The following is a 25,929-nucleotide window of genomic DNA, read 5'->3' as shown; positions in this document are numbered from 1 at the left end:
GGGTGACTTCCGTCGATCTTCGAGAAACGACCGGTGTCGACGCCCTGCTGGCCCGGGCCCGCGACGGCATGCGACGGTTCGACCCGCACGAGACGCGGGCGGCCGTCGCGGCCGGCGCGCTGCTCATCGACACGCGCACCGATGGGCAGCGGGCTCAGCAGGGCTCGCTGCCGGGCGCGATCGTCATCGACCGTACGGTGATGGAGTGGCGGCTCGACCCGCAGTCGCCGCACCGCATCCCGGAGGCGACCGACGCCGACCGCGTGATCATCGTGGTCTGCCGGCAGGGCTACAGCTCCAGCCTGGCCGCCGCCTCGCTGCGCGCGCTCGGGCTGCGCAACGCGACCGACCTGGCCGGCGGGTTCGAGGCGTGGGTGGCCGCGGGCCTGCCGACGACCACCGGCCCCGAGGACGTGCGTTTCTGATGCCACTGCTCTTCTCGTACGGAACCCTGCGCGACCCGGCCGTCCAAGAGGCCAATTTCGGCCGTACGCTGCCCGGGCGCGACGACAGCATCGTGGGCTACCGGCTCGACGTCCTGGAGATCGCCGACGCCGAGGTGGTGGCCCTCAGCGGCCAGTCCCACCACCCGATCCTGGTCGCCACCGGCTCGCCCGCCGACACGGTCGACGGCTCGGTCCTCGAACTCACCGACGACGAGCTGCGCCGCGCCGACGACTACGAGGTCGACGACTACCACCGCGTCCAGGTGCCCCTGGTCTCGGGCGGCACCGCCTGGGTCTACGTCGCCCGCTAGGCCAGATACCGGACCGCGCGGCGCCGGGCGGTCCAGGTCGACCACCCGGTCAGGCCGAGGGAGACACAGAGCACGGCTGACATGACGACCAGGAGCCAGTTTCCACCCACGACGGCCCGGGTCACCGCGGCCGCCATCTGCAAAGCGGCGCAGATGCCCAGAAGCCAGACGAACCACATCCGGCTCGCCGCGCGCTCGGCCGCCTCCCGGGCCAACCGGTCGATGCGCGGATCGGTGGTGCCGCCCTCGTCCAGCGCCCGCGCGACGGCCTCCTGATCGGCCGGCTCGACTGTCGCCGGCACCCAGGGCCTCTCGACCACGAACACCAGGATGCCGAGGCCGACCACGGCGACGAGCAGCAGGAGGGCCCAGTCGAGGCCGGACAGGCCGTCGCCGAGGCCGGCCAGCAGCCCGGCCAGGAAGGCGACGACGACGAGGACGGCGAGCAGGGCTATCGCCCGCCCCCGGGTCAAGGCGCTCATGGTGGTCGATTACCCCGAGCGCCCTGATCTCAATACCGCGAGCGATACCGCCGGCGTCGGCGGCGCGGGTCGCCGAGGAGGCTGCGGCCGACGAAGAAGGCCAGGCCGACGATCACGACCAGCAGGCCGCCGATCAGGGGCAGGTTGACCGAGGAGGCCGGGGTGGTCGACCCGGCCGCGGCCAGGCCCGGGCCACTGCCGCCGCCGCTGTTGCTGACCGGGGTGACGGCCGGCGGGGGCGCGGTGGGCAGCGACTCGTAGTCGACCAGGCTGCTGCTCTCGAGCAGGGTCAGGTGGGTCATCACGAACTGGTTGGCCCGCTGGGCCAGCTTGCGGATCGTGTCGTTGCGGGTGCTCGTCCGGATCGTGGCGATGGCCGGGAAGATCTTGCCGTGGGCCGCCCGCAGCCGGTCGATGTAGATCTGGTCGAACTCCTCGCCCTCGGCGTCGCGCATCTCGGCCAGCCAGCCCTGCTGGTCCTCGTTGGGCTTGTCGGGCAGCTTGATGCTCAGCTTGCGGGCCGCGTCGCGGACCATCTTGTCCAGCACGACATGCTGGTCGGCGATGTCGCGCCCGATCTTCTTGATCTTGGGGTCGTTCGAGCGTTCCTGGGCCATCTCGCCGGCCGGGATCTCCCACAGGCCGGCCAGCCGCACCTTGACCGCGAAGTCCTTGTCGGCCGCGGCGATGTCGCCGTCGCCGGTGTCGGTGAGCAGGCCGCTCGGGGGATCCGGCACTCCGGGTTCCGCGTACGCCGCGCCCGGGGCGAGCAGGAGCAGGGCCGTCGCGGCGACCACCACCCCCAGCAGGTGGCTCCGGCGGAACAAGCGATCGACGGCGGACACGTCAACCTCCTCCTAAGTGCGTTCGGCGGCCCCCTGTTGCGCGGATATACGGAGTGCGGCCCCGGTCGGATCAAAGAAAGTTCACAGACCTGGCGGCTCGAACGCCGGGGGTGAGCACCAGGCGACCGCGCAATCCGCCGGCGGCCAGACGCTCGTGGGCCTCGGCCACCGCGTCCAGCGGGAACGTCGCGGCCACGCCGAGCGTGAGGTGGCCGGCGTCGACCAGGGCGGCCAGCTCGGTCAGGCGTGCGCCGTCGGCGGCCACCTCGGCCACCACCACGCGGGTGTCCCGCAGCGGGGGCGGGGCGAAGGGGCGTACGAGGGTCACGAACGTGCCGCCGCCGCGCAGGGCCTCGTGGGCCTCGACGCCCAGGACGGCAGCGTCGATCACCGCGTCGACGCCGCCCGGGACCAGATCGCGGACCTGGGCCGGCTCGCCCCGCGGAACGGTCCAGGTCGCGGCGGCCGACTTGTCGTCGGCCACCGTCCGTACGCCCCGCAGGGCGGCCAGTTCCAGCGCCAGGCCGCCGACGCCGCCCGCGGCCCCGGTGACCAGCAGCGTCTGTCCGGCCCGGAGCCCGGTGCGGCGCAGGGCGAGGTCGGCGGTCAGCCCGATCAGCGGCAGGGTCGACGCCTCGGCCGCCGGCACCGAGCGCGGCGCGGGCGCCAGCGCCGTCTCGTCGAGCGCCACGAACTCGGCCTGGGCCCCGCCCGCGGACAACCGGTCCCGCAGGCCGATGACGCGGTCGCCCACGGCGAAGCGGGTGACGGCCGCCCCGGCCGCCTCGACGGTGCCCGCCGCGTCCCAGCCGAGCCCGACCACCGGCGCCGGGCGCATCAGGCCCGCCTCGGCCAGCGCGCCGCTGCGGGTGGACAGGTCGATCCGGTTGACCGCGGCCGCCTCCACCCTTACGAGAAGCTGGTGGTCCCGGATCTCCGGCACGTCGATCGAGGCGATCTCGAGGACTTCGGGGCCGCCGAACCGGCGGACGACTGCGGCTCTCATGTCCGTGACGCTAGGAGCGGCCGTCGCGGATCGTAAGGAGGCACCTCGGGGTGCGTAACATACCGGCATGACGACGCGGACCGCCGCCGAGCGGCGCGAGCAGGAGCGGCTGGCCTACAACGCGAACCTGGCCGAGTGTCCCGGTCACGAGGTGCTGGCCGCGCTCAGCGACAAGTGGGTCACCCTGGTCGTCAGCGCGCTCGCCGAGGGCCCGATGCGGTACGCCGAGCTCTCCCGCACGGTTGCCGGGGCCAGCCAGAAAATGCTGACCCAGACGCTGCGCAAGCTGGAGCGCGACGGCCTGGTCGCCCGGCGGGTCACGGCGGCCGTCCCGGTGCGGGTCGACTACGAGCTGACCGGGCTGGGCCACGAGCTGCTGCCGCTGCAACGGGCGATCAAGGCGTGGGCCGAGACGCACATCGCCCAGGTGCACGCCGCACGCGCCGTCTACGACGAACTCAAGGGTGGTAGCACCCCGAAAAACCCGGGGGTCAGCCCCGTGGTGCCGGTGAGCTGCTGATTCGTACGTTGAGGTTCTCATTCCGAAGTGGAACTGGAGGACCCGTGAAAGCGAACGCTGTGATGCGGGCGGGCGCGGTCGCCACCGCAGCCGTGCTGGCCGTCTCGACGGTGGGCGCGGTGCCGGCGGCGGCTGCGGCCACGCCTCGCGCCGAACTGCAGACGGCCCTCGACGACCTGCGTGACCTCGGCATGGTCGGCGCGCAGGGCGAGATCTCGGCCGGTCGCCGCGACTTCGTGGCCCGTAGCGGTGTGGCCGATCGACGTACCGCCCGGCCGATGCCGGTCGACGGCCGGTTCCGGATCGGCAGCAACACCAAGACTTTCGTCGCGGTCGTCGTGCTGCAACTGGTCGGTGAGGGCAGGTTGTCGCTCGACGACACGGTCGGCCACCTGCTGCCGGGCGTGGTGTCGGGCAACGGCAACGACGGCCGCCGCATCACCGTACGGCAGTTGCTCCAGCACACGAGCGGTCTGTTCAACTACACCAACGACCTGGCCGCGCTGGGCTCGGCCGAGGACTATCTGGCCCACCGGTACGACCACTACGAGCCCGAAGACCTGGTCGCCATGGCGATGAAGCACGAGCCGCTGTTCGCCCCCGGAACCCGGTGGGAGTACTCGAACACCAACTACATCCTGGCCGGCATGATCGTCGAGCGGGTCACCGGGCGGTCGTGGGCGACCGAGGTGCGGTCGAGGATCACGCGCCCGCTGGGTCTGCACGACACGTCGTACCCGGGGGACAGGGCCACCCTGCCCCGCCCGTACGCCCGGTCCTACCAGCAGTTCGCCCCGGGCGCCGAGCTGGTCGACGTCACCGAGTTCAACCCGAGCGCGGCCGGGGCGGCCGGCGGCCTGGTGAGCACCACGGCCGACCTGACCCGGTTCTGGCGCGCGCTGCAGCGCGGCGAGCTGCTGCGCCCGGCGCAGGCCGCCCAGATGCACCGCACGGTGCTGGCCGAGGGCATGCAGGACATCGCGCCCGGCATCCGCTACGGGCTCGGCATCTTCCACGTGCCGAACGCGTGCGGCGGCTACTGGGGGCACCCCGGTGACGTGCCCGGCACGAGCACCTTCAACGGGGTGACGGACGCCGGTGACCGGGCCGTGGTGCTCTATCGCACCACGGGGCTCGCCGACGCGGCGAAGTCGGCCGCCGTGGACGAGCGCATTCTGCGGGTCGTCGACGGCGTGCTCTGCCTCAGGCGGTGAAGACCGCCATCAGCTCGTCGGTGGACGAGGTGGCCGCCGGACCCGCCTTGCTGAGGGCGATGGTGGCGGCGTGCAGATACGCGCGGTCCCCGCTGGCGACGTACTGCGCGCGCAGGAGCGCGGCAATCTCGTTCGCGGTGGCGAGGCGGGCTTCGGCGTCGGCGGTCTTGAACATGGGCACACTTTCTTGATCCAGGAACGAACATGATGCGCCGCCGGGAACCGGCGGCGCATCAACCGAACCGGTGATTGCTTTTTACTCGAAGAACTTCAACCCGTAACCCGTGTTCGAAGTGGCGCCCGGAACGTTCGCTCGCGTGTATGTGCTGTTGCCCCACCAAACGAAGGTCCCGGTGTACCAGTAGCGGTTCGCCCAGGCGTACGGCGTGCCCTTGGGAACGGCGTGGTACATCATCGGGAATCGGGGGCCGGCCGGCGGGCTCGTGGCGATGTCGCCGTTGAGCAGGACGAATGTGTGGTGACCGGGCCCGTTGGCCGAGATCGTGGGATCCCAGCCGGGCATCATGGTGGCCCGGTTCGAGCCGAACTGGCACCCGTTCGACTTGTACCAGTCCCAGACGTACGTGGGATCGCCGCCCGCCCGCAGCCGCAGATCGGCCAGGCAGTACTGGTCGCTCCAGCTGCCGTTGGCCGAGTAGACGATGTGGAGCTGGCCGTTGGGGTCGCGGATCGGTTCCGGCCCCTCGTTGATGAACGGGTTGCCGACGACGCGCTCCCAGCTCTCCCGCGGCTGCGAGATGACGTAGCGGGCGCCGGTGGTGGTGGTCGGGCTGCTCATCCGGGCGATGTAGAGGTTCTGCTCGACGTTGGTGGTGCCGGCCCAGCCCGACCACACGAACCAGCGCTGACCGTTGAAGACGAACATGGCGCCGTCGATGGCCCAGCGGTCGTCGGGCAGCGCCATCCGCGTCTCGGCCGTGTAGCCACTGGCGGCCGAGGCCGAGCTGATGACGTACATCCGGTGCGCGGCGCCGCGCCCGGCCGAGAAGTAGATGTAGAAGCGGCCGTTGTCGGTGGCGATCTCGGGCGCCCACACCTCACCGAGGTTGCGGGTGTCGCTCCACACCTGCCGCGCGGCCGCTGAGGCCAGCCCGTCGGTCGACGAGGCCTGCCGGACGGCGATGCCGCCGCCGGTCGACTGCACCGAGATGTACGTGCCGCCGACGCGCAGCACGCTGGGGTCGGCGGCCCGCATCGAGGTCTGCCCGGCGACGGCGGGCGGGGCGAGCCCCAGCACTGCGGCGACGAGCAGCGCGGAGGCGAGGGCGAGGGATCTCTTCTTCATGGGGACTCCCGGGGATTGGGGGATCTCCCGAGAATCCGACCGCATTTACAGCGTTGTCAATGCGCTTACGGGCAGGAACCGCCAGAAACGGGCATGAGCTCGCGGGGTTTCTTGGCGGAGGGCCCGTCGCGTAGGTACATGCAACCAGCCTGGGCGGAACGGGTCGGCCGGAACAATCAGGCCAGCCAACCGGGCCGGATCAGGCCGGCCTCGTAGGCGTAGACGACGAGTTGGGCGCGGTCGCGGGCGGCCAGTTTGATCATCGTGCGGCTGACGTGGGTCTTGGCGGTGGCGGGGCTGATCACCAGGCGGGCCGCGATCTCGTCGTTGGAGAGGCCCTCGGCGACCAGTACGAGGACCTCGCGTTCGCGGTCGGTCAGCTGGTCGAGGGTGGCCGGAGGGGTGGCGGGTGAGCGGCCGTGGGCGCCGCCGGCGAACTCGCCGATCACGCGGCGGGTCACGCCGGGGGAGAGCAGGCCGTCGCCGGCGGCCACGGCACGGACGCCACGGATCAGTTCGACCGGCTCGGTGTCCTTGACCAGGAAGCCGGAGGCGCCCAGGCGCAGGGCCTCGAAGACGTACTCGTCGAGCTCGAACGTGGTCAGGATGACCACCCGGGTGCCGGACAGGGTCGGGTCGGCGGCGATGCGGCGGGTTGCCTCGAGGCCGTCCACGCCGGGCATGCGGATGTCCATCAGCACCACGTCGGGGTGGGTCTGTTGCGCCTGCGCGACCGCTTCGAGGCCGTCGCCGGCCTCACCGACCACCTCGATGTCGGGCTCGGCGTTGAGCAACGCCCGGAAACCGGCCCGCACGAGCAGTTGGTCGTCCGCCAGCACCACCGAGATCACTCCACCGCTCCTTCAACTGGTCTGTACCCACGGTCAGCGTCGTCTCCGGCCGCGCCTGGGGAGCTGGCCGCTCGAGGGGAGCTGGTGGCGGCGGAGGAGTTCGTGGCGCCTGACGAGCCGCCCGTTCGCGGGGAACTGGTCGCGTCCGAGGACTCGTCAGCACGCGGGAAGCCGGTCGTGCGCGAGGAGGCGGCTGCGCCCGAGGAGCTGGCCGTTCGGGGGGAGTTGGACGGGGAGTCGTCGGTGGCGGGGAGCAGGACGGAGACCAGGAAGCCGTCGGGGACCGGGCCGGCTTCCAGGGTGCCGCCCAGGCTCTGGGCGCGGGCTCGCATGCCGGCGATGCCGGTGCCGGGTGGGCCGCCCTCGGCGGGGGCGGGGGCGTTGGCCGTCTCGTTGCGGATGGCCAGGTGCAACGCTGTCGGCAGGTAGTCGACCGAGACCAGGGCCGTCGCGCCGGGGCCGGCGTGGCGGCGGACGTTGGTCAGGGCCTCTTGGACGATGCGGTAGGCGGCCCGGTCGACCTCGGGCGGCAGCGGGCGCACCTCGCCGGTCACCTTGGTCGTGACCGGCAGGCCGGCGTCGGCGGTCAGGTCGTCGAGGCGGCTCAGGCCCAGGGCGGGCTGGCGTGGGGCGGCCTCGTCCTCGGTGCGGAGCGCGCCCAGCACCGAGCGGACCTCGCGCAACGCCTCGGAGCTGGCCGTCTTGATCGCCGTCAGGGCCTCGCGGGCCTGTTCGGGGCGGTTGTCCATGAGGTGCAGGCCGACCCCGGCCTGCACGTTGATCAGGGACAGGTGGTGGCCGATCACGTCGTGCAGTTCGCGGGCGATGCGCAGGCGCTCTTCCGAGGCCTGGCGGCGCTGCTGCTCCTCCTCGGCCCGTTCGCGTTCGGCCCGTACCTTGACGGCCTGGGCCATCTGCTCGCCCTTGATCTTGGCGATGCCGCCCAGGAAGATGGCCGCGGCCAGCGCGACGCCGAGCAGCAGCGTCTCGCGCAGGCCGGGGCGCACCTCGGCCCGCAGGCCGATCGGGTCGGCGAAGACCCAGAAGATCAGCAGATAGGCCGCGTACGACACCCCGGCGCACACGAACGCGACCGTGCGCCGCCCGCACGCGCCGAGCTGGAACAGCGCGATGATCGGGGCGACCGTCCAGAACCAGTGCGGCTGCGCGACCGTGGCGAACCCGAGCGACGCGGCGGCGGCGATCACGAAGGCCACCACCGGGTAGCGCCGGCGGAACAGCAGCGCGACGGGCCCGACCAGCAGCAACAGATAGAGCGCGGGGCGCATGGCCACGAGCACGTGCCCGTCGCCGGCCTGCTGCTTGGCCCCCAGGGCCTGGAACAGCCCGGCCCCGATGGCGGCCCCGGCGCCCGGCCCCCGGAACTGGCCCGGGACCGGCGGGCCGTGGAACCGCCCGGTGCGGTGCTCGCGCGCCCACGGGGGCATCGGCGGCCCGTGCATGTGTCGCATACCCCTGCTCACGCCTCCGCCCCTTCCTTGGTGTCGTCGCCGTGTGAGGCGAGGTCGTCCGTGCGAAGCGGGAAGCCCCCGCCCGTGTGAAGCGAGACGCCACCCCGCCGTTGGAAAGTCCGGTAAGGCCGGCGAGTCGGTTGGCGAGCACGCCCGCGCAACGGGGTGCAGTGCCGAAGTTACGGCACCGGTGGGGGCGGGTGCATCGGAGCAGGGTTTGGTTTCGGCTACTCCCGGCGTCGTACCCCGGGTGGACGGCGTGCGCCCCCGGTCGTACGCCAAGGGGCCGGAACCCACCCGGAGGCCGCCCGGAAGATGCTCCGCCGGGCCGACGCCGTGGCGGCCCGGAAAGCCGATTCTGGGAACACGACGCCGATCGAGGAGGACCCGGGATGCAGCCCAACGAGAGCACGAGCACCAAGCGCGTCCGCACGTCGGACAAGGAGCGCGAGCAGGTCGCCGAGATCCTGCGGGCGGCGATGGCCGAGGGCCGTCTCGACCTCACCGAGGGTGAGGAGCGCCTGGCCCAGGTGTACGCCAGCAAGTTCCGCGACGAGCTCGGCCCGCTCACCGCCGACCTGCCCAACGGGGGCTGGACCGCCCTGGCCAACACCCCCGAGGCCAAGATCGCGACACGCCGGAGCCTGCGCCGGCACGCCTGGATCATCGTCTCGATCGCCATGATCCTGACCGGGTTGTGGATCATTTCGGGGGCGCAGTTCTTCTGGCCCGCCATCCCGCTCACGTTCCTGGTCATCGGCCTCTTCAAGCACGCCCGCTACCGCCGCTGGCAGATGGAGTACAGCCTCGGTCACGGCGTCGCGCCCTGGAACGGCCCGGGCTGGGGCGGCCCGCAGCGATTCCACAGTGGACATCGAGGTTGTTGATCAACCTGCCGTGATTTGACACCCTCCTCGAACATTAGTTCGGGGAGGGTTTCACACACATGATGGGTCCGTCGCACGCTCTTTCGGGAGCAACCGCCTGGCTGGCCGGGACCTGGGCCCTGGACCACTTCGCCGGGTACGAGCAGTCGCCGCTCGCCGTGGGGGTCGGCACCCTGGTCTGCGCGGGCGGCGCGCTGCTACCCGACCTGGACCTCTCGGGCAAGGTCACCCGCAACCAGGGGGGCGCGACCGTCGCCCGTACGTTCGGGGTGTTCTCGCTGTTCGCGGCCGAGGTGATCGAGAAGGTGTCGCTCGGCATCTACACGGCGACCCGGCTCAGCAAGGACCCACGCCGGACCAACGGCCACCGGACGTTCACCCACACCCTGCCCTTCGCCGCGCTGGTCGGCTGGGGCACGACGTCGCTGGCCGGCCACTACGGCAAGTGGGCCCTGATCGGGATCGTCTTCTTCATGGCCGGTCTCGCCCTGCGCGGCCTGTTCGACAAGTGGGCCGAGCGGGCGGGCTGGGTCATCGTCACCCTCTGCGCGGCCGTGATCGCCTGGTTCACCGCGGCCAACCTGCCCGGCGACCGGGGTTATCCGATGCTGGGGTTCGCGGTGGCCGTGGGGTGCGTGGTGCACCTGTTCGGCGACATGATCACCAAGTCCGGGGTGCCCATCCTGTGGCCCGTGCCGACCGGACGCCGGCTGTGGCGGATGGTCGGCGTCCCCAACGGGATGGCGGTCAAGGTCGGCGGCAAGGTGGAGACCGTGGTCCTGCGGACCGGGTTCGTCACGATCTCGCTGATCGCTGTCGCCGGCATTTTCGCCCCCGGATTGCTGGAAAGATTCGAACTGGACAAGTTTTCTTGATCATTTGAAGTCACCCTTTAGTGGTTGCGTTTCTGTGGCCGATAATTGTGGCGGCGTCCCTAATATCTCCTGCATCAAGCGCAAGCTTGTGTGCAAAGAGAGAAAGGCGTTGTCATGAACAAGGTCTCGCGCGTGTTCGCCATGACCGGCCTGGCCGTTGCCGCCGGCCTCGCGATGGGCGCCGGCCCGGCCTCGGCGGCCCCCGCCGCCCCGGCCGCGAAGGGCTCCGCCGTTCAGGTCCAGGACCACAAGTTCAAGAGCAAGGACCGCGTCGTCGGGTATTACCGCACGATGAAGGCCTGCAACCGGGCCGGCAAGATCGGTGAGTTCCGCAACAAGTGGGACGACTTCGACTGCGACCGGGTGCAGCGCGGCTTCAAGCGCGGCTGGGTCGCCCTCGAGGCGCAGTGGGACGTCCGGGGCCACCACCACGGCGGCCCGAAGGGTCACGGTCCGCGCGGTCACCGGTGAACTGATTTCCTGAAATAGGAGCGAGGGCCGTACCCCGGCGACGGGTGCGGCCCTCGCTTTCTTTCACAGTGAATTCACGGAGAAAAAGGCGTCGATGGGAAGTGGAGCGAATTCGCGCCATTCTTTCCGCAATGAGATAAAGGCCGGACATTTTTGTCCGGCCGCTTGTCTCAAGTACGGCCCGGCCGGACCGATACCAGGCTCCGTGCTGACTTCAACGGGTACGCCGCGGCAGGCGGCCGGACGCCTCCGTGCGCTGCGGGCCACCGGTCTGCTCGAGGCCGAGGGCGTCCACGCGCTCGACCGCCTGACGAAGCTGGCCGCCCGCACGCTGGCCGCCCCGACCGCGCTCGTGTCGCTGGTCGACGAGGACCGGCAGCGCTTCGCCAGCGCGTACGGGCTCACCGGAGAGCTGGCCGAGACCCGGCAGACCCCGCTGTCCCACTCGTACTGCAAGTACGTCGTCGACGACCAGAGCCCGCTCATCGTCGGCGACGCCCGCCTCGACGCCCGGCTGCACGACAGCCCGGCCATCGGCGAGTACGACGCCATCGCGTACGCCGGAATGCCCCTGCGCTCGCCCGACGGTCACGTCCTGGGCTCGTTCTGCGTGGTCGACTCGGTGCCCCGGGAGTGGAGCTTCGACGACATCGCCGTGCTGCGCGACCTGGCCGAGGCGGCCGAGTCCGAGGTGGCGCTGCGCCTGGCCCAGGCCGAGCAGGCGATCTCGGCGGCCCGGCTGAGCGCCGTGCTGAGCGCGACCCACGACGCGTACATCTCGACCGACCTCGACGGCGACGTGATCGACTGGAACGGGGCCGCCGAGCGCATGTTCGGCTACCGCGCCGACGAGGTCGCCGGCCGCAACATCGCCGACCTGATCATCCCGGAGCGGTTCCGGGCCGACCACCTGGCCGGCATGAAGCGCGTCCGGGTCAGCGGCGACTCCCAGCTCTCCGGTCAGCACCTGCGGATCGCCGCGCTGACCAGCACCGGCCGCGAGTTCCCGGCCGAGATGACCCTGCAGGTGGTGGCCGAGCCCGGCGGCACGGTCTGCCACGCCTTCCTGCACGACATCACCGGCCGCCTGGTCGCCACCTCGGAGATGGAGCAGCACCGCAAGAAGCTGGACGAGGAGCACGCCTTTCTCGAGGCCGTGCTCGACAGCGTCGACGTCGGCATCGCGGCGTGCGACACCGAGGGCCGGATGACCCTGCTCAACCGGGCCGCGCGCGAGGTGACCGGCCAGCAGATCACGCCCGACACGTCGGCTGCCGAGTGGCTGGCCGGCTTCCAGGTGCACGAGTCGGACGGCCGTACGCCGATCACCCGGATGCCGCTCACCCGGGCCCAGGCCGGCGAGAGCGTCGAGGGTCAGCACATGGTGGTCAAGACGCCGGACGCCTGGCGCCGGTTCGTCACCAACGGGCGGCCGATCGAGACCGGCGACAACCGCCGGCTGGGCGCGGTCGTGGCGTTCCACGACATCACCGAGGTCCACCGGGCCGAGGAGCTGCGCCGGGCCCGGCACGCGGTGGCGCAGGTGCTCTCCGACGCCACCAACGCCAAGGACGCCGGCATCGAGGCGGTGGCCGCCATCGCCGAGACGCTGGGCTGGTCGTGCGGCGAGTACTGGCAGGTCACCGACGACCGCAAGAGCATCGTGCGGCACAGCTCGCACACCACCGGCGACCGCGACCTGTCGGCCTTCACGGGCGACACGCCGCTCACCTTCGTGCTCGGGGAAGGCCTGCCCGGTCTCGTCTGGGCCCGCAACCGCGAGGTGTGGTGGGACACCAGCGCGATGCCGGCCGACATGGTCGACGAGGGCCGGACCGAGATGCACGAGGTCGGCATCCAGGTCGCGGTCGGCGTCCCCGTGCGCTCCGGGCGCCGTACGCTCGGCGTGCTCGCCTTCTACACCGACCAGGATCTGCCGTACGACAACGACACCGTGCAGATGCTGGACGCGGCCGCGGCCCACCTGGGCCGGTTCGTCGAGCGCCGCTGGGCCGAGGACATGTCGCTGGCCCTGGCCGAGTCCCGCCGCAACTTCGACCGGATCGTGGCCCAGGTCAACGACTACGTCTGGACCGTCGAGGCGGTCGCCGGCGAGGGACCGCGCCTCGTTTACACCAGCCCCAACAGCGCCGCCGTCTTCGGTGGCCCGGTCTCCGTCACGGAGCCGACCACCCTGGCCGACCAGGTCCACCCGGACGACACCGGGATCCTGGACGAGTTCAACCAGGCGTTGCTCGCCGGCGAACACGCCGAGATGGAGTGCCGCGTGGTCGGGCTCGACGGCGTGGTCCGCTGGATCTGGACCCGGGCCGCCGCGCGCTTCGAGGGCGACCGGCTCTTCGTCGACGGGCTCTCGACCGACGTGACCGACCGGCACGAGCTCTCCGAGCGGCGCGAGCGCCTGCTCGAGCAGGAGCGCGAGCAGGTCGAGCGGCTGCGTCAGCTCGACCGGATGAAGGACGAGCTGTCGGCCCTGGTCATCCACGAGCTCCGCAACCCGGTGGGCGTCATCAAGGCGTACACGGAGGTGTTGCTGGACAGCCCCGGGCTGGCCGGCGCCGAACGCAAGCACGCCACCGTCGTCGACCGCACCACCCGGCACCTGCAGGGCCTGGTCGACGACCTGCTCGACCTGGCCCGGCTCGACGCCGGCCACATCAGCATCGACCCGGCCCCGATGGCCGCGGACGGCGTGCTGCACGAGGTGCTCCACAGCCACCACCTCAGCGCGGCGGCCAAGGGCCTGCGGCTCAACGCGGCCATCAAGCCGGAGCTGGAGGTGCTGGCCGACCCCCAGCGTCTGCGCCAGGCCCTGGACAACCTGATCTCCAACGCGGTCAAGTACACGCCCGACGGCGGCACGGTGACAATCGACGCCGGGCACCACGGCGACAACGTGGTGATCACCATCAGCGACACCGGCATCGGCATCCCGGCCGAGCAGTACCCGCACCTGTTCAGCCGCTTCTTCCGGGCCAGCAACGCCCAGAAGTCGGGCATCAAGGGCACAGGCCTGGGCCTGGCCGTCACCAAGGCGATCATCGACGCCCACGGCGGCACGCTCACGGCCCGCCCCGCGGCCGGCGGCGGCACGGAGTTCTCGCTGACCCTGCCGACCCCCGACCTCGACCCTCGGTAGCCATCAGCTGACCTGCTGTTCTCGTGCACAATCAAGGGCATGGCGGAGCGCTTACGGCTGGCGCAGGCCGACTCGGGCGAGCAGCCGTGGCGGGCCTGGGGCCCCTACCTGGCCGAGCGGGCCTGGGGCACGGTCCGGGAGGACTACAGCGAGCACGGCACCGCCTGGGACTACTTCCCGCACGACCACGCGCGGTCCCGGGCCTACCGGTGGAACGACGACGGCATGGCCGGGATCTGCGACGAGCGGCAGACGTTCTGTTTCGGGCTCGCCCTGTGGAACGGGCAGGACCCGATCCTCAAGGAACGCATGTTCGGCCTCGGCGGCGACGGCGGCAACCATGGCGAGGACGCCAAGGAATACTGGTGGTACCAGGACTCGACGCCGACCCACTCGTGGATGAGCTGGCGCTACCACTACCCCCAAGATCCTTTCCCGTACGACCAACTGGTGCGAGTGAACGGCCAGCGCTCGCGGTCCGAACCCGAGTACGAGCTGGTCGACACCGGCGTCTTCGACGACGACCGCTACTGGGCCGTCACCGTCGACTACGCCAAGGCCTCCCCGCGCGACCTCTGCATCGCCGTCACGGTGGCCAACCGCGGCCCTGACGAGGCCACCCTGCACGTGCTGCCGACGCTGTGGTTCCGCAACACGTGGTCATGGGGGCTGCCCAACCGGCCTGTGCCCACCCTCGCCGGGCGCCCCGGCCGTCTCGCCGGCGCCCATCGCACCCTCGGCCACCTGCTGCTCGAAGGCGAGGGCGAGCCCACCCCGCTGCTCTGCGACAACGAGACCAACGCGCAGCGCCTGTGGGGTCAGCCGGGCAAGAGCCTGTATCCCAAGGACGGCATCAACGATCACGTCGTGGCCGGCGCGCCCACGGTCAACCCGGCCGGTGAGGGCACCAAGGGCTCGTTGCACTACGTGCTCACGCTCGGACCGGGGGAGAGCCGGACGATCCGGTTGCGCCTGGCCCAGGACGACGAGCCGATCGCCGGCCTCGATCTGGGCGACGAATTCTCGTACGTCATGAGGGGGCGCCGGGCCGAGGCCGACGACTACTTCGCCGAGTTGATCCCGCCGTCCGCAACCCCGGACGAAGCCGCCGTGGCCCGGCAGGGCATCGCGGGGCTGATGTGGGGCAAGCAGTTCTACCACTTCGACGTCAAGCAGTGGCTCACCGGCGATCCGGGCTCGGCGCCCCCGCCCCCGGGCCGGCGCTACGGGCGCAACAACGCCTGGTGGCACATGAACAGCTTCGACGTCGTCTCGATGCCCGACTCGTGGGAGTACCCCTGGTACGCGGCGTGGGACCTGGCGTTCCACTGTGTCTCGATCGCCCGGGTCGACCCCGCGTTCGCCAAGGCCCAGCTCGTGCTGCTGCTGCGCGAGTGGTACATGCACCCCAACGGCCAGATCCCGGCCTACGAGTGGGCCTTCGGCGACGTGAACCCGCCCGTGCACGCGTGGGCCGCGCTGCGCGTCTTCGAGATCGACGGCGGGCGCGACTTCGACTTCCTGGCCCGGGTCATGCACAAGCTGCTGCTCAACTTCACCTGGTGGGTCAACCGCAAGGACGTGGGCGGCAACAACGTGTTCGAGGGCGGCTTCCTCGGGCTCGACAACGTGGGCCCGTTCGACCGCTCGGCCGCGCTGCCGGTGGCCGGGGTGCTGGAACAGTCCGACGGCACGGGCTGGATGGCGATGTACGCGCTCAACCTGCTCGACATGGCGATCCGGCTGGCCCTGCACGATCGCACCTACGAGGACATGGCGACGAAGTTCTTCGAGCACTTCGCGTACATCGCCGAGGCCGCGTACCGCCAGGGCCTGTGGGACGACGAGGACTGCTTCTTCTACGACCAGTTGCGCCTGCCCGACGGCCACAAACTGCCCTTGAAAGTACGATCGGTGGTAGGCCTGCTGCCGTTGGCCGCCACCACGCGGCTGACCAAGACCACCCTCGACCGCCTGCCCGAGCTGAACGCGCGGCTGCGCTGGCTGCAGGCGTCGCAGGGCGAGTACGCCGACATCATCAGCGCCCGGCGGCTGTCGGCCCAAGGGGTGCAGCAGCGCCTGCTGTCGATGGTCGGGCAGGACCAGCTGCTGCGGATCCTGGCCCGCATGCTCGACCCGGACGAGTTCCTCTCGGCGTACGGAATCAGGACCTTGTCCCGAAGTCACCTCGAGAAACCGTTCACCGTTTCGCTCGGCGGCTCGGACTTCACCGTCGGCTACGAGCCTGCCGAGAGCACCAGCGGCCTGTTCGGCGGCAACTCCAACTGGCGCGGCCCGGTCTGGATGCCCGTCAACTATCTGCTCATCGAGGCCCTGCGCGAGTACGCCGAGTTCTTCGGCGACGACATGAAGGCCGAGTACCCGACCGGCGCGCAACAGAAGATGCCGCTGGCCGAAGTGGCCGACGACCTGTCGCGGCGGCTGATCTCGCTGTTCCTGCCGGACGAGAACGGCCACCGCCCGATCTACGGCGCCAACCGCATCCTGCAGGAACACCCCGACTGGAAAGATCTCATCGTCTTCCCCGAGTACTTCCACGGCGACAACGGCGCCGGCCTGGGCGCCTGGCACCAGACCGGCTGGACCGCCCTGGTCGTCGACCTGATTCTGACCCTGCGGCGCTGATTGCGGTTTAGCCCCGGGGGAGTGGCGGGTACACAAAGGACGCCAGCGAATCTCCCACGGGGAAAGGAAATTCCGATGACTCAGGTGACGACCCGCCGCACCGGAAGTGTGACCGGCGCCCGCGTGTGCACGATCCTCGCGTTCGTCTTCGCGGCCGTGGCCATCCTCTTCGCGCCGATCGTCTTCGCTCCGGCCGCGATCGTGCTGGGCCTGGTCGGCGGCTATCTCGGCGACCGCCCGCTCGGCTGGTACGCCGCCGCGGCCGGTGTCGCCGGTGGCGTGATCGGCGTCATCCTGGGCGCCATCGTGCTCAACGCCGCGAGCTGACCCCGGCTCCTCCTACGCTCCCCGCGCCGGCCCCCACCGCCGGCGCGGGGAGTTTTTTCTATGCCGCGGAGGCGGTACGACAAGGAATGCGGGACGGGACGGCGGCCCGGGGCTCGGGGCAGACCGGGCACTGCCGGGTGATGCCGCAGCGACCGCAGAACTCGTTGGTCTTCTTGAAACACACGAAGCCGGCCAGGAAACCTGTCAGCAGAGCGATACCGATGACGATGCCGATGACCATGGGACTTCTCCCGTCCGTGCTCTCAGCGACGAAGCGCTTTCCCCACACACGGCCTTCGGAGCGGATGGGTTCATAGACTTGGCCCATGGACTTCGGTGTCGGATATTTTCCTACTCATGACGGGCTGCGGCCGGGTGAGATCGCGCGGCGGGCCGAGGAGCGTGGGCACAGTGCGATCTTCTTCGCCGAGCACACGCACATCCCCGCCGGCCGGGAGACGGCCTGGCCGGGTGGGGCGCAGCTGCCGCAGAAGTACTGGCACACGTACGACCTGTTCGTGGCCCTGACGGCGGCGGCCGAGGCGACCAGCCGCCTGCGCATCGGCAGCGGCGTGTGCCTGGTGACCGAGCGGGATCCGATCATCACGGCCAAAGAGGTGGCCAGCGTCGACCATCTCAGCGGCGGTCGGTTCGAGTTCGGTGTCGGGCTCGGCTGGAACCGGGAAGAGATGCGCAACCACGGCACGGATCCGCGGCGGCGGGTGCCGGTGATGACCGAGCGGATCAAGGCCATGCGCGAGATCTGGCTCCACGACGAGGCCAGCTTCCACGGCGAGCACGTCGACTTCGAGCGCATCTGGTCGTGGCCCAAGCCGGCCCAGCGGCCCCATCCGCCGGTGCTGATCGGCGGGGGCGGGCCGACCGTGCTCGACCGGGTGCTCGATCACGGCGACGGCTGGTTCCCGCAGTGGCGCGACGAGAACGTGTTCGAGCGGATCGGTGAGCTGCGGGCCCGGGCCGACCGCTACCTGCAGGTGCAGATGCTGAGTGTGCCGCCCGACCCGAAGGCCCTGGAGCAGTGCGAGCGGGCCGGCGTGGACCGGGTCTCGGTGTGGCTGCCGTCCGGGCCGTGGAGCGTGGTCGAGCCGGCCCTGGAGAAGTGGGAGGCGGCCATCGCGGAGCTGACCGGGCGGTGACGCCGGCGGAGTTGTTCGCGAGCGTGCCGGTGGCCCGGCTGGCGACCACCGGCCCGGACGGGACGCCGCACCTGGTGCCGATGGTCTTCGCGGTGCTCGGCGCGGACGAGATCGTGTCGGCGGTCGACCACAAGCCCAAGCGCACGCGGGCGCTGCGCCGGTTGGCCAACATCGAGGCGAACCCGCGGGTCAGCGTGCTGGCCGACCATTACGAGGCTGACTGGTCGCGGCTGTGGTGGGTGCGCGCGGACGGGGTGGCGCGCGTCCTTCCGGCGTACGGGAAAGGGGTGGAAGCCCTGGCCGGGCGCTACCCGCAATATCGCGAGCAGCCCCCGGCGGGCCCGTTCGTCGTGATCACCGTCGAGCGGTGGGTGGTGTGGAACGCCTGACCTACAGGGCGGCCAGGGCCTGGTAGAGGTCGTCCAGGCCCTGGGAGCCCTGGGCGAGGGCGGCCATGGGCCAGGCCTTGAGGTCGAAGCCGGAACCGCGGGCCGCCCGGGCCACCTGCAGGGCACCCATTTCGACCTGCCCGAGCCGATCCGCGTCGAGCCGGGCCAGCGTCCGGCGGGAGAGGCCGGCGGCCGCCTCGAGCCCGTCCGGCGACAGGTCGGGCAGGTCGTCGCGGTCGAGGTGCAGACCCAGCTGGACGGCGGTGATCGGATTGAGGTCGGACACCTCGCTGACGTATGTGTCGGCCAGGCGCCGGGGCGTCAGATTCTCGGCAGTGCTTTCGGGCGTACCCCATGAGACGGGGCACGGTCCGTCAAAATCAACTCGAAGCGGCGACGGCCCTCAGCTTGTCCGGGTTGGCGATGTTGTAGATGCCGCGGATTCGGTTCTCGTCGTCGAAGTCGAAGGACAGGGTGGCGATCACGCGGCCGGGGGCGGTGAAGACCAGGGCCGGGCTGCCGTTGAGGTCGACCAGGTCGGCCCGCATGTCGGCCGGGGCGACTCCCTCGTACGGGACCTGGCTGACGCCGGCCATCCAGGCCGCCACCCGCTCGGCGCCGACGACCGGGCGGCGGGCGTGCCGCACCTTGCCGCCGCCGTCGGTCCACAGGGTGACGTCGGGCGCCAGCAACTCGAGCAGGCCGTTGATGTCGCCGCCCGAGGCCGCGGCCAGGAAACGTTCGGTCACGTCGCGCCGGCGGCGGTGGTCGGCGGGGAACCGGGGGCGCCGGGCGCGCACGTGCTCGCGGGCCCGGTGCGCGGCCTGGCGGACGGCGGGCTCGGCCCGGCCGACGGCGGTGGCGATCTCGGCGTACGGGAAATCGAAGATCTCTTTGAGCACGAACACCGCGCGTTCCAGCGGGCTCAGCGTCTCGAGCACGACCAGCATGGCCAGCGACACGTCGTCGGCGACGTCCTCACCTGTGGTCACGATCGGCTCGGGCAGCCACGGGCCGACGTACGTCTCGCGCCGGTGGCGGGCCGAGCGGAACTGGTCCATGGCCTGGTGGGTGATCATGCGGGCCAGGTAGGCCTTGGGGTCGGCCACCGCCGAGCGGTCGGCCGCCGACCAGCGCAGCCAGGTGTCCTGCACCGCGTCCTCGGCGTCGGCGGCCGAACCCAGGATGCGGTAGGCGATCGCGAACAGCAGGCGGCGGTGCTCGTCGAAGACCGTCATCGCGTGTACCGGCCGCCGCGCGGCCACCAGGAGGCCAGCGACGGGACCTTGAGCATGCGGGCGTAGGTCGGCCACGGGGAGGCGGTCACCGTCTCCTTGTACCAGACGGCGGCCCGGCCGGTCAGGCACGCGCGGCGAGGGCTGTCGTCGGGCCGGGTGAACTGGACGACGGCGTCGCCCCGGCCCAGGCTGACCGGTCGGTGGTAGTAGCCGAAGCGGAACGGCCGCGGCGGTTTGCCGTCGAGCCGGCGGGCGATCGACGCGGCGGCGTGCACTCCGGTCGGCATGCCGCTCTGGCAGGTGCCGTGCAGAAGACCGAATTTCTGGCGTACGGCGGCCGCGTCGCCGACGGCGTACACGTGTGGATGGGAAATGGACCGCAGGCTGGGGTCGGTGACGATGCGCCCGCGCTCGTCGACGGTGAGGGCCGGGGCCAGGGGCGCGACCCGGGTGCCGGCCGTCCAGACGACGAGGTCGGCTTCGAGCCGAGAATCAGACATTTCGACCGCGCCCGGCAGTACCTTCCTGATCTCGCCGATCCGCACGCCGACCCGGAGCCGGCGCAGGGCCGCGGTCACGTGAGCCTGCGCCTTGGCCGTCATCCCGGATCCGGGCGCGTCCCGGCCGACGAGGCGGACGGTGAGCCCGGGGTGCCGCTCGGCGATCTCGGCCGCGGCCTCGACCCCGGTCAGCCCGCTGCCGCAGATCAGCACAGAGCCGCCGGTGGGGAGGCGGGCAGCGAGGGCTTCGGCGTGCTGGCGGCTGTCGATCGTGAAGGCGTGCTCGGCCGCGCCCGGCACCGACGCCGTGTCGGCGGTGCTGCCCAGGGCATACACGAGCGTGTCGAACCGCAGCTCACGAGCGTCGTCGAGGCGTACCGTGCGGGCGTCCGCGTCGACCGCGGTCACCCACCCGTACTCGAGGTGGACGCCGGTGCCGGCCAGCAGGTCGGGCAGGCGCAGGTCGGCGGTGGCCCGGCCGGCGCCGGTCGAGTGCAGCCGCAGCCGTTCGGTGAACCGGCCGTCCGGGTTGACCAGGGTCAGGCGTACGTCGTCCCGCCGCCGGACCCGACCGGCCAGGTTGCTCGCCGCGGCCAGTCCCGCGTAGCCCGCCCCGAGGATCACGATGTCAGTCATGCCCGCGGGACGGGACCGGCGGCGACGACTGTGACCCCGAGTGACCCGGGTCACTAGTCGGTGAGGTCCCGGCGGATGAACCAGGCCGCCACGCCCAGCGCGACCAGCGCGTAGCCCGAGAAGAGCAGCAGTCCCTCCGGGTTGCCGCCGGCCGCGCTCATGAACGTCGTGAACGGCAAGTCGCCGGTGACCCGGCCCGGGGCAGCGGTGAACGTGACGTCGCGGACGGAGTCGGTCTTTCCGTACCTCTTCGTCAGACCCTTGGTCTGGATCATCGACGAGCACTATGCCAGTCGCGTCAAGAGACTCAGCCCCGATGAGTACGCGTGCTCACCCGCTCCGCCCCGGCGGCGACAAGGATCAGCGTCATGACGTATCCCTGCCCGGCCTGCGGAACTGCCGCCTCGTCGGACACCGGCTGCCCGTCCTGCGGGCGCGGCCCCGACGCCGACGCGATCGAGGTGGTCACGGCCGACGCCGAGATCGCCCGACTGAACCATCGGCTGCGGGAGGTGTGGAACCGCCGGCAGGCCGCGGCGGCCCGGGTCCAGGCGTCCCTGGGCGCGCCCCGGCCGGAAGTCTCCTCCAAGGCGGCCCAGAACGTGCTGTTCGCACTGGGCGGGCTGTTGCTGGGCGTGGCCGCGATCGTCTTCGCCGCGGTGGCCTGGGCCCAGTTCGGCCTGGGCGGACGGGCCGTCGTGCTGGCCGCCTTCACCGGTCTCGCGCTGGCCGCGCCGCTCGTCGCCTTGCGGCGCAACCTGCGGGCCACCGCCGAGACCTTCGCCGCGGTGGGTCTGCTGCTGGTGCTGCTCGACGGGTACGCGGCCTGGCACGTGAACCTGTTCGGCGTGGCCGCGACCAACGGCTGGGGGTACGCCAGCGCCGTCTTCGCCGTGACCGCCGCCCTGGCCGCGGGCTACGAGCACGTCACCGGCCTGACCGGCCCCCGGTACGCGGCCCTGGTGATCGCCCAGCCGGTGCTCCCGATGTTGATGGTCCCGGTCGACCCCGACGCCGCCGGCTGGGCCCTGACCTTCGCCGCGGTGGCCGGTCTCGACGTCGTCGTGGTGGCCCTGCTGCGCGGTGGCCTGCGGCTGGCCGGCGGGGTGGCCGGCGGTCTGGCGGTCATGGTGTCCGGCGTCTGGGCGCTGCTCGGCCTGTTCACGACGCAAGAGACGGGCGACGCCGCCACGTCCGGCGGGGCTCTGCTGATCACGGCCGGGGTCGTGGTGGTCGCGACCCGCCTGCTCGGGGCCGGTCAGGTCGGCGACAGCCTGCTGGTGGCCGCGGCCGGGGTCGCCGCGAGCCGGGTGGCCCACCTGATCATCGACGGGGACGCCCTGCTGACCGTGGCCGTGGTCGCCCTCGTGCTGGCCGGGGTGGGCCGCTTCTACGGCCGGTACGGCGCGATCGCCGTGGCCGCCGCGCCCGGCCTGGTGGCCTTCGTGCTGGCGGTCGGGGCCGGGGTGCGGGCGCTCGACCCGACCGTGGCCGGCCCCTTCACCTGGGAACTGCCGGCGACCGTGGCCCTGGTCGCCGCGGCCTCGGTGCTGCTGGTCCCGGCCGCGTGGTGGCGGATGGCCGCGCTGGGCGGGGCGGCCGTGCTGGCCCTGGCCGTGCCGGCCGGCTTCGGGCTGCCCTGGTGGACCGTCCTCGTGCTCGACGCCGCCCTGCTCGCGGCCGGCTTCGTGCTCGGGAAGGGCCGCTCCAGCTGGGTCGTCTACGGTCCGGCGCTGCTGGTCGGCCTGCTGCCGCACCTGTTCGTGATCCTGACCGGCGACGACCAGTACCTGCGCCGCCTGGTGCTCGGCGCAACGGCGGTGGTCATCGTGGCGGCCGGGGTGCCGGCCCGGCTGCGAGCGCCCGTGATCATCGGCGGCGGGGTGCTGGCCGGGCAGGCCGCGTACGAGCTGGCCCAGGTCTGGGACCTGATCCCGCGCTGGATCCCGCTCGCCGTGGCCGGCCTGCTGCTCGTGCTGCTCGCGACCACGCTCGAGCGCCGCCGCCGCGACCTCGACCGGATGCGTGCCGCGCTTCACCGGATGACCTGACTCAGCTTTTCTTCAGCTTCGCATCGGGGTGCCGATCAGGGGGGCTCACTCGTCCCTGGGTCAGATCGGAGCACGGATGTCGGCCCCCCGCATGCAAGCGTGCTTCGGCGCGTGGATAGCCGCGCTGACGGTCGTTTTCTATTCGTTCCCGCAGTACAGCATGTACTCGTGGGCGACGATCGGGCTCTCCGCGGCGGCGGCGGTGCTGGTCGGGGTGCGGGTGCACCGGCCGGCCAAGCGCCTGCCCTGGTACCTGCTGTCGGCGGTGCTGGTCAGCTTCACGCTCGGCGACACGGCGTACAACGTGCTGACCGACTTCATGCACATCGCCAACCCGTTCCCGTCGCTGGCCGATCTGTTCTACCTGCTGGTCTACCCGATGCTGGCCGGGGCGCTGCTGATCTTCATCCGGTCCCGTTCGGGGGCCGGCAACCGGGCCGCGCTGCTCGACGCGCTCGTGCCCACCGCCGGTCTCGGCCTGCTCTCGTGGGTGTTCCTGATCTCGCCGTACGTGCGGGACACCGACCTCGGTTTCGTCGAGAAGGCCGTCTCGTCCGGCTACCCCCTGGGTGACGTCCTCGCCCTGGCCATGCTGGCCCGCCTGCTCACCGCGGGTGGCCGCAAGCCGGTCGCGCTGCATGTGCTCGTGGCCGGGGTCGGCAGCCTGCTGATCACCGACGTCCTCTACGGCCTGCGCCAGCTCGACGGCACCTGGCAGGTGGGTGGCCCGGTCGACGCCGGATGGGTGCTGTTCTACACCGCCACCGCGCTGTCCGCCCTGCACCCGTCGATGCGTCAGCTGACGACGAGCGAGCAGATCGCGCAGAGCCTGACCGGTGGCCGTCGCCTGGCCCTGATGTCGGTGGCCGCCCTGATCGCCCCGGCCGTGCTGCTGATCGAGGACCTGAACCAGGGCGTCACCGACGCGCCGATGATCGCGTCCGCTTCCGGCATCATGTTCCTGCTGGTCATGGCCCGGGTGGCCGGGCTCATGCAGCTGCAGCGCGACACCGCGGCCCGCGAGCGCACGTTGCGCATCACCGGCGCCGACCTGGTCGCCGCGAGCAGTGTCGACCAGGCCGGGGCAGCGCTGACCCAGGCCGTCACCTCGATCGTGCCGACCGGCGAGGATCACCGCTGGGTCATGCGCGGCTCCGACGCCGAGCCGGGCGCCGTCACCGGGCTCATGTCCACCTCCCGCGTACGGGTGGCCGGCCTGCCGGCCGACCTGACCGCCGAGCTCGACGGGTTCGAGTGGGCGCTGTGTGCCGAGGCGGTGTCGGCCGGGCGCACCCGCAACGGGCCGCTGCGCCACAACCAGGTCTTCCTGGCCGCGAGCGAAGAGGTGCTGACTGCGCTCGAGCCGTCCTTCGAGGCGCTGATGGCCCAGGCCACCATGGCCGTCGAACGCATAACCCTGACCGACGAGGTGAACCGGCGCAGCAGCGAGGACTACTTCCGCGCGCTGATCCAGAGCGCCTCCGACGTGATCCTGATCGTCGGCGACGACGAGACCATCCGCTACGCCAGCCCGTCCGCGCTGCCCGTGTTCGGCCGCACCGACCTCGTCGGCATGCCGCTGTCGCGCCTGATCGCCGGCACCGACCACGCCGAGCTGCGCGACCTGCTCGACCAGGTGCGCAGCGGCCGTGGGCCGCGCGACGGGGTCGACCTGACCGCCGTCTCGGGTGACGACCTGCTGCTGCAGGTGGAGTGCACGTGCCGCGACCTGCGGGACGAGCCGGCCGTGAACGGGCTCGTGGTCACCATCCGCGACGTCACCGAGCGCCGCCGCCTCGAGAACGACCTGGCCCACCAGGCGTACCACGACGCGCTGACCGGCCTGGCCAACCGTGCCTTCTTCCAGAACCGGCTCGAGAGCGCGGCCACCTTCGCCGTCGACGGCCGGCACGAGGTCGGCGTCCTGTTCGTCGACCTGGACGACTTCAAGGAGGTCAACGACACCCTCGGTCACGCCGCGGGCGACCAGTTGCTGACCACCGTGGGCCGCCGCATCACCGACCTGGCCGGCCCGCTGGCCACCGTGGCCCGCACCGGCGGGGACGAGTTCGCCGTGCTGATCGACCTCATCGCCGACACCGGCGAGGTCGAACGGGTGGCCGACCGTATCGTGGCCGCCCTGGCCGAGCCGATCGAGGTCGTCGACGCCACCGGCGCCACCCACCAGATCCACGGCGCGGCCAGCGTCGGCGTGGCCACCAGCACCGAGGCGGCCGGCATCAGCGAGCTGCTGCGCCGGGCCGACGTGGCCATGTACGGCGCCAAGACCGAGGGCAAGAACACCTGGCAGCGCTACCAGGACGAGATGCACGAGGCGATGCTGCGCCGGCTCGAGATGCGCTCGGCGCTCAACGAGGCGGTGGCCGGCGGCCAGATGCGCCTGCGGTTCCAGCCCATCATCGACCTGCCCACCGGCGACGTGGCCGGGCTCGAGGCCCTGGTGCGCTGGCAGCACCCGGTCCGCGGCCTGCTCGGCCCGAACGAGTTCATCGAGCTCTCCGAGGAGAACGGCTCGGTCGTGGCGATCGGCGGCTGGGTGCTGCGCGAGGCGCTGACCACCTTCGCCCACTGGCGCACGACCGAGGCCGGCCGTCCCATGCGGTACGTCAGCGTGAACGTCTCGGCCCGGCAGTTCCGGACGCCCGGCTTCGTCGACGAGGTGCGCGAGGTGCTGTCCGAGACCGGCGCCGACCCGCGCTGGCTGCTGCTCGAGGTCACCGAGAGCCTGGTGCTGCACGACGCCGACCAGGTGTGGGCCGACCTGCGCGAGCTGCGGGCCATGGGCGTCCGGATCGCCATCGACGACTTCGGCACCGGCTACTCGTCGCTCAGCTACCTGAGCAACATGCCGGTCGACGTCCTCAAGATCGACAAGTCCTTCATCGACGACATCCTGCACAACCCGCAGCAGATGGCCCTGGTCGAGACCATCGTCAGCCTCGCCCGCACCCTCGAACTGGCCGTGGTGGCCGAGGGCATCGAGCTCGACGGGCACCGCACGGCCCTGGCCGAGATGGGCTGCTCGTACGGGCAGGGCTACCTGTTCAGCAAGCCGGTCACCTCCGACGAATTCCTGGAGTACCTGCGCACGCAGAGCTCCGCCGTCTCCCCCCACTGA

26 protein-coding genes are annotated in these 25,929 nt (G+C 71.5%); 14 read left to right on the top strand and 12 right to left on the bottom strand.

The window, feature by feature from the left end; all coding sequences use genetic code 11:
- Positions 1 to 68 precede the first annotated feature (68 nt).
- Together M1L60_RS31060 and M1L60_RS31055 are read left to right on the top strand one after the other, a co-directional pair.
- Positions 69 to 425, top strand: coding sequence for a rhodanese-like domain-containing protein (locus M1L60_RS31060; protein WP_253241122.1), 357 nt, complete (start codon positions 69 to 71; stop codon positions 423 to 425).
- On the top strand, positions 425 to 757 hold the full coding sequence (locus tag M1L60_RS31055; RefSeq protein ID WP_253241089.1) for a gamma-glutamylcyclotransferase family protein: 333 nt from the start codon (positions 425 to 427) through the stop codon (positions 755 to 757). Before M1L60_RS31060 ends, M1L60_RS31055 begins: the two co-directional genes overlap by 1 nt.
- Here M1L60_RS31055 and M1L60_RS31050 read toward each other — a convergent pair.
- The 3 genes from M1L60_RS31050 to M1L60_RS31040 form a co-directional block, all read right to left on the bottom strand.
- Positions 754 to 1,239 carry a hypothetical protein gene (locus M1L60_RS31050; RefSeq protein WP_253241088.1) on the bottom strand — a complete coding sequence of 162 codons (486 nt, stop codon included), beginning with the start codon at positions 1,237 to 1,239 and terminating at the stop codon, positions 754 to 756. The two genes, M1L60_RS31055 and M1L60_RS31050, sit on opposite strands and share 4 nt — an antisense overlap.
- A 29-nt stretch (positions 1,240 to 1,268) precedes the next feature.
- The gene (locus tag M1L60_RS31045; RefSeq protein WP_253241087.1) at positions 1,269 to 2,084 is read right to left on the bottom strand and encodes a DUF4142 domain-containing protein; all 816 of its coding nucleotides are present in this window, start codon (positions 2,082 to 2,084) and stop codon (positions 1,269 to 1,271) included.
- Positions 2,085 to 2,154: 70 nt separating this feature from the next.
- Positions 2,155 to 3,090, bottom strand: a complete 936-nt coding sequence (locus tag M1L60_RS31040) for an NADP-dependent oxidoreductase (protein ID WP_253241086.1) — start codon at positions 3,088 to 3,090, stop codon at positions 2,155 to 2,157.
- A 67-nt stretch (positions 3,091 to 3,157) separates the two neighbouring features.
- Between M1L60_RS31040 and M1L60_RS31035 the strand changes: the two genes are divergently transcribed.
- Together M1L60_RS31035 and M1L60_RS31030 are read left to right on the top strand one after the other, a co-directional pair.
- Positions 3,158 to 3,610 carry a winged helix-turn-helix transcriptional regulator gene (locus tag M1L60_RS31035; RefSeq protein WP_253241085.1) on the top strand — a complete coding sequence of 151 codons (453 nt, stop codon included), beginning with the start codon at positions 3,158 to 3,160 and terminating at the stop codon, positions 3,608 to 3,610.
- 44 nt (positions 3,611 to 3,654) lie between these two features.
- A complete protein-coding gene (locus tag M1L60_RS31030; protein ID WP_253241084.1) occupies positions 3,655 to 4,824 on the top strand; it encodes a serine hydrolase domain-containing protein in 1,170 nt (389 codons plus the stop codon).
- Here M1L60_RS31030 and M1L60_RS31025 read toward each other — a convergent pair.
- From M1L60_RS31025 to M1L60_RS31010, 4 genes are all read right to left on the bottom strand, one after another.
- The gene (locus M1L60_RS31025; protein WP_253241083.1) at positions 4,814 to 4,999 is read right to left on the bottom strand and encodes a hypothetical protein; all 186 of its coding nucleotides are present in this window, start codon (positions 4,997 to 4,999) and stop codon (positions 4,814 to 4,816) included. The genes M1L60_RS31030 and M1L60_RS31025 overlap by 11 nt on opposite strands.
- An 81-nt stretch (positions 5,000 to 5,080) precedes the next feature.
- Positions 5,081 to 6,130 (bottom strand): glycoside hydrolase family 43 protein, encoded by a 1,050-nt coding sequence (locus M1L60_RS31020; protein ID WP_253241082.1) that lies wholly within the window; start codon positions 6,128 to 6,130, stop codon positions 5,081 to 5,083.
- A gap of 176 nt (positions 6,131 to 6,306) precedes the next feature.
- Positions 6,307 to 6,981: a response regulator transcription factor gene (locus tag M1L60_RS31015; RefSeq protein WP_253241081.1), complete on the bottom strand. Its 675-nt coding sequence runs from the start codon at positions 6,979 to 6,981 to the stop codon at positions 6,307 to 6,309.
- Positions 6,978 to 8,429, bottom strand: a complete 1,452-nt coding sequence (locus M1L60_RS31010) for a sensor histidine kinase (protein WP_253241080.1) — start codon at positions 8,427 to 8,429, stop codon at positions 6,978 to 6,980. Before M1L60_RS31010 ends, M1L60_RS31015 begins: the two co-directional genes overlap by 4 nt.
- 416 nt (positions 8,430 to 8,845) lie before the next feature.
- On the opposite strand from M1L60_RS31010, the gene M1L60_RS31005 reads away from it, so the two are divergent.
- From M1L60_RS31005 to M1L60_RS30980, 6 genes are all read left to right on the top strand, one after another.
- A complete protein-coding gene (locus M1L60_RS31005; RefSeq protein WP_253241079.1) occupies positions 8,846 to 9,340 on the top strand; it encodes a DUF1707 SHOCT-like domain-containing protein in 495 nt (164 codons plus the stop codon).
- A 59-nt stretch (positions 9,341 to 9,399) separates the two neighbouring features.
- Complete coding sequence (locus M1L60_RS31000; RefSeq protein ID WP_253241078.1) at positions 9,400 to 10,215, top strand: metal-dependent hydrolase; 816 nt, start codon at positions 9,400 to 9,402, stop codon at positions 10,213 to 10,215.
- 114 nt (positions 10,216 to 10,329) lie between these two features.
- Positions 10,330 to 10,686, top strand: a complete 357-nt coding sequence (locus M1L60_RS30995; RefSeq protein WP_253241077.1) for a hypothetical protein — start codon at positions 10,330 to 10,332, stop codon at positions 10,684 to 10,686.
- Between the two features lie 205 nt (positions 10,687 to 10,891).
- Complete coding sequence (locus M1L60_RS30990; RefSeq protein ID WP_253241076.1) at positions 10,892 to 13,846, top strand: sensor histidine kinase; 2,955 nt, start codon at positions 10,892 to 10,894, stop codon at positions 13,844 to 13,846.
- A gap of 39 nt (positions 13,847 to 13,885) precedes the next feature.
- Positions 13,886 to 16,492: an MGH1-like glycoside hydrolase domain-containing protein gene (locus M1L60_RS30985; protein WP_253241075.1), complete on the top strand. Its 2,607-nt coding sequence runs from the start codon at positions 13,886 to 13,888 to the stop codon at positions 16,490 to 16,492.
- A gap of 75 nt (positions 16,493 to 16,567) precedes the next feature.
- Positions 16,568 to 16,819 (top strand): hypothetical protein, encoded by a 252-nt coding sequence (locus tag M1L60_RS30980; protein WP_253241074.1) that lies wholly within the window; start codon positions 16,568 to 16,570, stop codon positions 16,817 to 16,819.
- 58 nt (positions 16,820 to 16,877) lie between these two features.
- On the opposite strand, the gene M1L60_RS30975 is transcribed toward M1L60_RS30980, so the two are convergent.
- Positions 16,878 to 17,060, bottom strand: coding sequence for a hypothetical protein (locus tag M1L60_RS30975; protein WP_253241073.1), 183 nt, complete (start codon positions 17,058 to 17,060; stop codon positions 16,878 to 16,880).
- A gap of 85 nt (positions 17,061 to 17,145) precedes the next feature.
- Between M1L60_RS30975 and M1L60_RS30970 the strand changes: the two genes are divergently transcribed.
- The gene (locus M1L60_RS30970) at positions 17,146 to 17,976 is read left to right on the top strand and encodes an LLM class F420-dependent oxidoreductase (RefSeq protein ID WP_253241072.1); all 831 of its coding nucleotides are present in this window, start codon (positions 17,146 to 17,148) and stop codon (positions 17,974 to 17,976) included.
- Entirely contained in the window at positions 17,973 to 18,365 is a 393-nt protein-coding gene (locus tag M1L60_RS30965) for a TIGR03668 family PPOX class F420-dependent oxidoreductase (RefSeq protein ID WP_253241071.1), read from the top strand. Before M1L60_RS30970 ends, M1L60_RS30965 begins: the two co-directional genes overlap by 4 nt.
- A 1-nt stretch (position 18,366) precedes the next feature.
- On the opposite strand, the gene M1L60_RS30960 is transcribed toward M1L60_RS30965, so the two are convergent.
- The 4 genes from M1L60_RS30960 to M1L60_RS48565 all read right to left on the bottom strand — a co-directional run bounded on the left by M1L60_RS30960 (position 18,367) and on the right by M1L60_RS48565 (position 21,014).
- The gene (locus tag M1L60_RS30960; protein WP_253241070.1) at positions 18,367 to 18,651 is read right to left on the bottom strand and encodes a DUF885 domain-containing protein; all 285 of its coding nucleotides are present in this window, start codon (positions 18,649 to 18,651) and stop codon (positions 18,367 to 18,369) included.
- A gap of 94 nt (positions 18,652 to 18,745) precedes the next feature.
- Positions 18,746 to 19,603, bottom strand: coding sequence for an RNA polymerase sigma-70 factor (locus M1L60_RS30955; RefSeq protein ID WP_253241069.1), 858 nt, complete (start codon positions 19,601 to 19,603; stop codon positions 18,746 to 18,748).
- A complete protein-coding gene (locus M1L60_RS30950) occupies positions 19,600 to 20,739 on the bottom strand; it encodes an NAD(P)/FAD-dependent oxidoreductase (RefSeq protein ID WP_253241068.1) in 1,140 nt (379 codons plus the stop codon). The genes M1L60_RS30955 and M1L60_RS30950 overlap by 4 nt, the downstream gene beginning before the upstream one ends.
- A gap of 53 nt (positions 20,740 to 20,792) precedes the next feature.
- Positions 20,793 to 21,014: a hypothetical protein gene (locus M1L60_RS48565; protein ID WP_438862169.1), complete on the bottom strand. Its 222-nt coding sequence runs from the start codon at positions 21,012 to 21,014 to the stop codon at positions 20,793 to 20,795.
- Between the two features lie 93 nt (positions 21,015 to 21,107).
- On the opposite strand from M1L60_RS48565, the gene M1L60_RS30935 reads away from it, so the two are divergent.
- Both M1L60_RS30935 and M1L60_RS30930 read left to right on the top strand, forming a co-directional pair.
- Positions 21,108 to 22,790, top strand: coding sequence for an SCO7613 C-terminal domain-containing membrane protein (locus M1L60_RS30935; protein WP_274622916.1), 1,683 nt, complete (start codon positions 21,108 to 21,110; stop codon positions 22,788 to 22,790).
- Positions 22,791 to 22,866: 76 nt separating this feature from the next.
- Complete coding sequence (locus M1L60_RS30930; RefSeq protein WP_253241066.1) at positions 22,867 to 25,929, top strand: putative bifunctional diguanylate cyclase/phosphodiesterase; 3,063 nt, start codon at positions 22,867 to 22,869, stop codon at positions 25,927 to 25,929.

It is taken from the genome of Paractinoplanes aksuensis (assembly GCF_024137025.1).
Taxonomy (GTDB): Bacteria; Actinomycetota; Actinomycetes; order Mycobacteriales; family Micromonosporaceae; genus Actinoplanes; species Actinoplanes aksuensis.
Note: the sequence above shows the minus strand (reverse complement) of the source record. Positions and strands in the feature narration are given on the sequence as shown.

Bases quoted from the DNA above. Each gene is read 5' to 3' on its own strand.
- M1L60_RS31060 (WP_253241122.1), top strand. From the start codon at position 69: ATGCGACGGTTCGACCCGCACGAGACGCGGGCGGCCGTCGCGGCCGGC.
- M1L60_RS31055 (WP_253241089.1), top strand. From the start codon at position 425: ATGCCACTGCTCTTCTCGTACGGAACCCTGCGCGACCCGGCCGTCCAA.
- M1L60_RS31050 (WP_253241088.1), bottom strand. From the start codon at position 1,239: ATGAGCGCCTTGACCCGGGGGCGGGCGATAGCCCTGCTCGCCGTCCTC.
- M1L60_RS31040 (WP_253241086.1), bottom strand. From the start codon at position 3,090: ATGAGAGCCGCAGTCGTCCGCCGGTTCGGCGGCCCCGAAGTCCTCGAG.
- M1L60_RS31035 (WP_253241085.1), top strand. From the start codon at position 3,158: ATGACGACGCGGACCGCCGCCGAGCGGCGCGAGCAGGAGCGGCTGGCC.
- M1L60_RS31025 (WP_253241083.1), bottom strand. From the start codon at position 4,999: ATGTTCAAGACCGCCGACGCCGAAGCCCGCCTCGCCACCGCGAACGAG.
- M1L60_RS31020 (WP_253241082.1), bottom strand. From the start codon at position 6,130: ATGAAGAAGAGATCCCTCGCCCTCGCCTCCGCGCTGCTCGTCGCCGCA.
- M1L60_RS31010 (WP_253241080.1), bottom strand. From the start codon at position 8,429: ATGCCCCCGTGGGCGCGCGAGCACCGCACCGGGCGGTTCCACGGCCCG.
- M1L60_RS31005 (WP_253241079.1), top strand. From the start codon at position 8,846: ATGCAGCCCAACGAGAGCACGAGCACCAAGCGCGTCCGCACGTCGGAC.
- M1L60_RS31000 (WP_253241078.1), top strand. From the start codon at position 9,400: ATGATGGGTCCGTCGCACGCTCTTTCGGGAGCAACCGCCTGGCTGGCC.
- M1L60_RS30995 (WP_253241077.1), top strand. From the start codon at position 10,330: ATGAACAAGGTCTCGCGCGTGTTCGCCATGACCGGCCTGGCCGTTGCC.
- M1L60_RS30985 (WP_253241075.1), top strand. From the start codon at position 13,886: ATGGCGGAGCGCTTACGGCTGGCGCAGGCCGACTCGGGCGAGCAGCCG.
- M1L60_RS30980 (WP_253241074.1), top strand. From the start codon at position 16,568: ATGACTCAGGTGACGACCCGCCGCACCGGAAGTGTGACCGGCGCCCGC.
- M1L60_RS30975 (WP_253241073.1), bottom strand. From the start codon at position 17,060: ATGGTCATCGGCATCGTCATCGGTATCGCTCTGCTGACAGGTTTCCTG.
- M1L60_RS30970 (WP_253241072.1), top strand. From the start codon at position 17,146: ATGGACTTCGGTGTCGGATATTTTCCTACTCATGACGGGCTGCGGCCG.
- M1L60_RS30955 (WP_253241069.1), bottom strand. From the start codon at position 19,603: ATGACGGTCTTCGACGAGCACCGCCGCCTGCTGTTCGCGATCGCCTAC.
- M1L60_RS30950 (WP_253241068.1), bottom strand. From the start codon at position 20,739: ATGACTGACATCGTGATCCTCGGGGCGGGCTACGCGGGACTGGCCGCG.
- M1L60_RS48565 (WP_438862169.1), bottom strand. From the start codon at position 21,014: ATGATCCAGACCAAGGGTCTGACGAAGAGGTACGGAAAGACCGACTCC.
- M1L60_RS30935 (WP_274622916.1), top strand. From the start codon at position 21,108: ATGACGTATCCCTGCCCGGCCTGCGGAACTGCCGCCTCGTCGGACACC.
- M1L60_RS30930 (WP_253241066.1), top strand. From the start codon at position 22,867: ATGTCGGCCCCCCGCATGCAAGCGTGCTTCGGCGCGTGGATAGCCGCG.